The following is a 2,455-nucleotide window of genomic DNA, read 5'->3' as shown; positions in this document are numbered from 1 at the left end:
GTTCTGGCCGGCGGTGCTGCACGGCACCGGCCACCGCGCGCCGACCCGCCTGCACGTCAACGGCTACCTGACCGTCGATGGCGCGAAGATGAGCAAGTCGCGCGGCACCTTCGTGATGGCGCGTACGTTCCTGGATGCCGGCCTGGAACCGGAGGCGCTGCGTTACTACTTCGCCGCCAAGTCCGGTGGCGGCGTCGACGACCTCGACCTGAACCTGGGCGACTTCATTGCCCGCGTCAACGCCGATCTGGTCGGCAAGTTCGTCAACCTCGCCAGCCGCTGTGCCGGTTTCATCAGCAAGCGCTTCGATGGCCAGTTGGCCGCGCAGCTGCCCGACGCGGCGCAGTACCAGCGCTTCGTCGATGGCCTGGCACCGATCCGTGAGGCGTACGAGCGCAACGACCCGGCTGCGGCGATCCGCCTGACCATGACCCTGGCCGATGAAGCCAACCGCTACATCGACGACGTCAAGCCGTGGGTGATCGCCAAGCAGGAAGGCGCCGACGCGCAGCTGCAGGCCGTCTGCAGCCAGGGCCTGAACCTGTTCCGCGTACTGGTCACCGCCCTGAAGCCGGTGCTGCCGGCGACCGCCGCGCAGGCCGAGGCCTTCCTGGCCGCGCCGGTGAATGACTGGACCGAGCTGGCGCAGCCGCTGCTCGGCCACCGCATCACCGAGTACACCCCGCTGTTCACCCGTATCGACCCGAAGAAGATTGACGCCATGATCGACGCCTCCAAGGACACCCTGACCGCTGCCGCTGCAGCCCCCGCTGCCAAGGTGGAAGCCGCAAAGCCTGCCGCACCGGTGCTGGCCAAGGACGAAGCAAACAGCGCTGACGCCCCGGCCTACATCGGCATCGACGACTTCGCCAAGCTCGACCTGCGCATCGGCAAGGTGCTGGTGTGCGAGTTCGTGGAAGGCTCGGACAAGCTGCTGCGTTTCGAACTGGATGCCGGCGACCTCGGCAAGCGCCAGATCTTCTCCGGCATCCGCGCCAGCTATGGCGAGCCGGAAGCGCTGGTCGGCCGCAGCGTGGTGTTCATCGCCAACCTGGCCCCGCGCAAGATGCGCTTCGGCCTGAGCGAAGGCATGATCCTGTCGGCCGGCTTCGACGGTGGCGCGCTGGCGCTGCTGGACGCCGACAGCGGCGCGCAGCCGGGCATGCCGGTTCGTTGATGCAACACGGGCGCGGCCACGGCCGCGCCCGGTCATGAGCACTGCGAAGGGAGGTACCGTGATGGGAGATGCTGCGTTGGAACTGGCGCTGTTCGACTTCGACCACACCGTTACCACCTGCGACACCTACGGCCGCTTCCTGCGCCGGGTCGCCACCGCCGAACAGCTGGCACAGGCCTGGTGGAAAGTCGGCCCATGGCTGCTGGCCTACAAGCTGAAGCTGATCTCCGCCGAGCGCATCCGCGCACGGGTGACCCGGTTGACCTTCAGCGAACGCCACGCCGATGACATCGAGACGCTGGCCGCGGGTTTTTCCCGTGAGTTCCTGCCCGATGTCGTGCGTCCGGAAATGCTGGAGCAGATCCGCTGGCACAAGGAGCAGCAGCACACTGTGGTGGTGGTATCCGGTTCACTGGACCTGTACCTGCGGCCATGGTGCGAACAACTGGGCCTGCAGCTGATCTGCAATCGGCTGGAAAGCGAAAGCGGACGCCTGACCGGCCGCTACGCCGGTGGCGATTGTGGCCCACGCAAGGTCGAGCACATCCGTCGCCAGTTCGATCTGTCACGCTACACACGCATCCATGCCTACGGTGACAGCGCCGAGGATCGTCCGATGCTGGCCCTGGCGCACGAGCGCTGGTACCGCGGCAAACCCCTGAAGTAGCCCAACGCGCAGCCTTCGCCACGCATGAGCCTGATTCCGCCCCTGACCGAACGCCTGGACCGCTTGCTGCCGCAGACCCAATGCGGGCAATGCGGCTACGACGGCTGYCGCCCGTAYGCGCAGGCGATGGCACGTGGCGAGGCTGGCGTGGATCGTTGTCCGCCGGGCGGCGATGCCGGTGCGCGGGCGTTGGCGCAGGTGCTGGGTGTGTCGGCGCTGCCGTTTGATCGATCGCGGGGCGAGCACAAGGCGCCGCAGGTGGCGTTGATCGTGGAGGCTGACTGCATCGGCTGCACGAAGTGCATACAGGCGTGCCCTGTGGATGCGATCGTCGGCGGGGCGAAGTACATGCACACGGTGATTGCGGATCTGTGCACGGGGTGCGAGTTGTGTATTCCACCGTGCCCGGTGGATTGCATCGAGCTGGTGTTGGTATAGGTTTTTTTTTGCGACGCCGCGGCGTCGCGTTGCGCTGAGAGCAACAGCAACAGCAACAGCAACGGCAACAGCTGGGAGCGTCGGCTGCCTGGGTTTGATGATCTGGGCGGGTGGGTGGGGGCAAGCGGGACACGCCGTGAACCCATCCATGGGGGCTCGATGGCGCCATCCCT

Annotated in this window: 3 protein-coding genes; all 3 read left to right on the top strand. The window is 66.7% G+C overall.

Annotation, left to right across the window (positions count from 1 at the left end; translation table 11 throughout):
• Window positions 1-1,177: methionine--tRNA ligase subunit beta (metG, locus tag AB4Y84_RS19290; protein WP_442250688.1), on the top strand; the 1,177-nt coding region annotated here is incomplete at its 5' end.
• A gap of 76 nt (window positions 1,178-1,253) precedes the next feature.
• Window positions 1,254-1,844, top strand: coding sequence for an HAD family hydrolase (locus AB4Y84_RS19285; RefSeq protein WP_025879084.1), 591 nt, complete (start codon window positions 1,254-1,256; stop codon window positions 1,842-1,844).
• Window positions 1,845-1,868: 24 nt separating this feature from the next.
• Complete coding sequence (gene rnfB, locus AB4Y84_RS19280; protein WP_442244114.1) at window positions 1,869-2,282, top strand: Rnf electron transport complex subunit RnfB; 414 nt, start codon at window positions 1,869-1,871, stop codon at window positions 2,280-2,282.
• The last annotated feature ends 173 nt before the right edge of the window (window positions 2,283-2,455 follow it).

It is taken from the genome of Stenotrophomonas sp. 2YAF22, from assembly GCF_052114665.1.
In the GTDB taxonomy this organism is placed as follows: Bacteria; Pseudomonadota; Gammaproteobacteria; order Xanthomonadales; family Xanthomonadaceae; genus Stenotrophomonas; species Stenotrophomonas indicatrix.
This window is presented reverse-complemented; position numbering and strand designations above follow the sequence as displayed.